The sequence below is a fragment of the Sphingomonas bacterium genome, from assembly GCF_903643035.1.
GTDB lineage: Bacteria > Pseudomonadota > Alphaproteobacteria > Sphingomonadales > Sphingomonadaceae > Sphingomonas.
On sequence record NZ_CAHJWW010000244.1, the window covers coordinates 1 to 4,150 of the forward strand.

4 protein-coding genes and 1 pseudogene are annotated in these 4,150 nt (G+C 72.3%); 1 reads left to right on the forward strand and 4 read right to left on the reverse strand.

Going from position 1 to position 4,150, the window contains the following annotated elements; translation table 11 throughout:
• Window positions 1-220 precede the first annotated feature (220 nt).
• The gene (gene mntR, locus HUV01_RS12955) at window positions 221-649 is read left to right on the forward strand and encodes a manganese-binding transcriptional regulator MntR (RefSeq protein WP_174298640.1); all 429 of its coding nucleotides are present in this window, start codon (window positions 221-223) and stop codon (window positions 647-649) included.
• A gap of 82 nt (window positions 650-731) precedes the next feature.
• Here mntR and HUV01_RS12960 read toward each other — a convergent pair whose 3' ends face one another.
• From HUV01_RS12960 to HUV01_RS12975, 4 genes and pseudogenes are all read right to left on the reverse strand, one after another.
• Entirely contained in the window at window positions 732-1,673 is a 942-nt protein-coding gene (locus tag HUV01_RS12960; RefSeq protein ID WP_174298641.1) for an NADP-dependent oxidoreductase, read from the reverse strand.
• 126 nt (window positions 1,674-1,799) lie between these two features.
• Window positions 1,800-2,588, reverse strand: a complete 789-nt coding sequence (locus HUV01_RS12965; RefSeq protein WP_174298642.1) for an SDR family NAD(P)-dependent oxidoreductase — start codon at window positions 2,586-2,588, stop codon at window positions 1,800-1,802.
• A gap of 53 nt (window positions 2,589-2,641) precedes the next feature.
• Window positions 2,642-3,841 (reverse strand): MFS transporter, encoded by a 1,200-nt coding sequence (locus HUV01_RS12970; protein ID WP_174298643.1) that lies wholly within the window; start codon window positions 3,839-3,841, stop codon window positions 2,642-2,644.
• Between the two features lie 3 nt (window positions 3,842-3,844).
• A pseudogene (locus HUV01_RS12975) lies at window positions 3,845-4,150 on the reverse strand (NAD(P)-dependent oxidoreductase); the annotation flags it as partial.

The window sequence follows — 4,150 nt, forward strand, 5'->3', positions numbered from 1 at the left end:
GCGGCGCGGTCGGGAGCGGGCCGGCCTGAGCGAGCGCGGGCGCGGTGGCGAGCAGGGCGGCGAGCAGGATCGCCATGGTCGCGACAGGCGCTGTGCCGGGCATCCCGATCCTCTGGCGCGTTGAATGGATAGTTAGCCAAGGCTAAGACATTATGCTTAGTCATGCAAGTTTCGCGACGATGTCGCGCCGTCGCGCGAATCGTGGCAGGATGCGCCAGTCATGACCGACCCCTCCTTCTCGGACCGCCGCGCGGTGGCCTTTCGGGCGACCCGCGAAGCGCACGCGACCGAGATGGCGGAGGACTATGTCGAGCTGATCGGCGACCTGATCGCCGATCATGGCGAGGCGCGGCTGACGGACGTCGCCGGCCACATGGGCGTCACCCAGCCGACCGCCGCCAAGGTCATCGCGCGGCTGAAGACCCTGGGGCTGGTCGACGGCCGCCGCTACCGCTCGCTGTTCCTGACCGAGAAGGGCAAGGCGATCGCCGACCGCTCGCGCGCGCGGCACAAGATCGTGGTCGACTTCCTCCGCTCGCTGGGCGTCAGCCGCGACACCGCGGAGATCGATGCCGAGGGGATCGAACACCATGTCAGCGACGAGACGCTGGCGGTGCTGAAGGGCGCGCTGGCAAGCAACCGGGGCTGATCGTCACCCGCGACCGGGCGTCGGGCGAGCGGCGCCACCCGCCGCCGCCGACCGGTAATGCCGACCCGTCAGGCGTCGCGTGTCAGACGACGAGCACGATCTTCCCGCCCCCGCCCTTCTCCAGCAGCTCGTGCGCGGCGCCCGCGTCGCGCAGCGGCAGGCGCCGGCTGATCGGCAGGACGAACCGGCCGTCGCGCATGTCGTCGGCGAACGCGCGGAGCGTGGCGGCGTCGGGCCGCGCGAACACGCGGCCAATCTCCACCCCCGTTCCCGTCGCCGCGTCGTCCGGAAGCACCGAGGCATAGGCGAACCGGCCGCCGGGTTTGACCTTGCCTAGGAGCATCGCCGCGGTCGCGCCGCCCACCGTGTCGGCCACGCCATCCACGGCCTCCAGCCCAGCCATGGCGTCATCGTCGTCGAGCGCCACGGCGGCATGGACGCCAAGGCTCGCCGCCTCCGCCAGCTGGCGTGCCCGGACGCCCGCGATCACGGTCGCGCCGAGCTTCCTCGCCGCGTGCACCGCCGAACGACCCACGCTGCCAAGCGCGCCGCTGACGAGTATTGTCTGGCCTGTGACCGTCTGGCCTGTGACCGTCTGGCCCGCCGCCGCCCGCATCGCGAGCCGCACGAGCTGGTCCCCCGTCAACGCCGCGAGCGGGATGGCCGCGGCGTCGATCGGGTCGACCCCGTCGGGAAGGTGGCTCACCAGCGCGGCCGGCACCGCCACGACCTCCGCATAGGCCGCATCGGCCATCGCGATCACCCGGTCGCCGGGCCTGAAGGTCCGGACGTCGCTTCCGACCGCGACCACGGTGCCGCTCACGTCCTTGCCCAGGATCGCCGGCAGGTGCAGCGGGAAGTCCTTCTGCCGGGCGCCGGAGCGGACCTTCCAGTCGATCGGGTTCACGCTCGTCGCGACCGATCGGATCAGCACGACGTCAGGACCGATCTCGGGTTCGGGCACGTCGTCCTCGAACGTCAGGGTCTCCGGGCCACCATATCCATGGATCCGAACCGCTTTCATACGCGCTCCTCCGGTCGTTGATGCAGGACGGGAACATGGATCCGCATCGCGGCGCTTGCCATGGCCGGTCGATCGGCGCGTGGCTTCGCATCGCGGGGCGCCCCGCCCACCACGGCGCCCGCCATCTCAGGCCTTCGCGCCGCCGGACAGGCCGAACGTCATCCTGGCGGCGGCGTGGCGCGACATCAGCCGGGTGCCGAAGGCCGCGACCCGGTTGATCCGGCCCGCGACGACGCTCGACCTGCCCCGGAACAGCGCGTCGAGCCCGATCCTCGCCACCTCGGCGGGCTCCAGCTTGCTCGACTCGAACGCCTTGGGCGTCTCGAAGTCGGCGACCGCGTTGAAGCCGGTGTCCATCAGCCCGGGGGACAGCACCGTCACCGTGACCTTCGGCCCCAGCTCGACGTTCAGCGCCTCGCCCAACGACAGGACATAGGCCTTGGACGCGCCATAGGCGGCCAGCAGCGGGTCGGGCTGGAACGCGGCGAGGCTGGCGGTCAGCAGGATGCGCCCGCGTCCCTGCGCCGCCATGCGCCGCCCGAAGATTTGGGCAAGCTCGGTCAGGCTGACGATGTTGAGCTGCAGCATCGCGGCGAGGCGGACGGGGTCGTGGTCGATGAAGCGGCCGCTGAGGCCGAAGCCGGCATTGTTGACGAGGATGTCGGGGACGATGCCGCGCGCATCGAGCCGCTCCGCAAGGACCCCCGCGCTTCCCGGGGCCGACAGGTCGAGTGGTTCGACCACCGCCTCGATGCCGTGGTCGCGACCAAGCTCGCCCGCCAGCCGCTCCATCGGCGCGGCCGTCCGGGCGGTGAGGACGAGGTTGCTGCCCCGCGCGGCGAGCGACCTGGCGAGCTCGATCCCGAGCCCGCTCGATGCGCCGGTGATCAGCGCCCATGAAGTGGATTTCGACATAACGATCCTTTGCGTCGTCTTCGCCTCACATAGGTTATGACCGGTCGTTTACATCAGGCCGGCGGGTGTCGGCGTTCCACGAGCATTGCGACTGCCCAGATGGCGAGGCCGCCGAGCGCGAGGCCGGAGCCGACCCATCCGGTCGAGGGGAGGCCGAGCCCGGCGGTGATGGCGAGGCCGCCGAGCCAGGGGCCGAGCGCGTTGGCGGTATTGAACGCGGAGTGGTTGAGCGCGGCCGCGAGCGCCTGCGCGTCGCCCGCGACATCCATCAGCCGCGTCTGGAGCACGGAACCGAGCGCGCCGCCGACGCCGATCGCCGCCACCGCGAGCGTGATCGACCACAGGTGCGAGGTCGCGAACGGATAGATCGCGAGGGCGAGCGCGCTGAACGCGAGCAGTCCGCCCGCCACCGGCATCAGCGCGCGGTCCGCGAACCGCGGCACGACGAAGTTGCCCGCCGTCATGCCGACCCCGAACACCGCGAGCACGAGGGGGACGGCACCGGCCGGCGCGTGCGTCACCGCGCCGAGCGTCGAGGCGAGATAGGTATAGACGCAGAACATGCCGCCGAACCCGACCGCGCCGATGCCCAGCGTCAGCCACACCTGGCCACGCCCGAGCGCGCGGAGCTCGCGCAGCGGCGAGGCGTCCTCGTGCGGCCGGTCGGCGGCGACGACCGCGAGCACCAGAGCCACCGTCAGCGCCGCGAGCGCCGCCACCACGCCGAACCCCCAGCGCCAGCCGAGCCACTGGCCGAGCAGGTTGGCGAGCGGCACGCCCACGACCGTGGCGACGGTCAGCCCGGTCATCACCCGCCCGATCGCCACCGTCCTCCGCTCGGGGCGCACCAGTCCCGCCGCGACCAGCGCGGCGACCCCGAAATACGCGCCGTGCGGCAGCCCGGTCGCAAAGCGCAGCGCGAGCAGCGCGCCGAACGTCGGCGCGAACGCGCTCGCCAGGTTGCCGATCGCGAACCAGCCCATCAGCAGCACCAGCAGGGTACGCCGGCTCAGCCGCGCGCCGGCCACCGCGAACAGCGGCGCGCCGACCACCACGCCCAGCGCATAGGCGCTGATGACATGGCCGCCGGTCGGCGCGTCGACGCCCATGCCGCGGCTGAACGCGGGCAGCAGGCTCATCGTCGCGAACTCGGTGGTGCCGATCGCGAACCCGCCCAGCGCCAGCACGGCGTGGACGATGCCGGGCGACCGGACACGCCGCTCGGTCGCGACGATGGAAGCGGCGCTGGCCATGGCTCAGTATGCGACCGAGATGCGCTGGCGCGGATGCGCGGCGCTCGCCACCTCGTCGAGCAGCGCGACCGCATAGTCGGGGATCGAGATGCGGCTCTGGCCGTCGGGACCCGTCATCAGCTGGTCGCCGCCGACGCGGTAGGTGCCGGTGCGCTCGCCGGGCGCGAGCATCGCCGCCGGGCAGACGAACGTCCAGTCGAGGTCGCTCTCGCCGCGCAGCCGGTCGAGGAAGGCGGCGGTCCTGAGCGAGCCTTCCTTCCACTCGGGCGGGAAGCCCGGCTGGTCGACCAGCCGCTGGCCGGGCGCGAC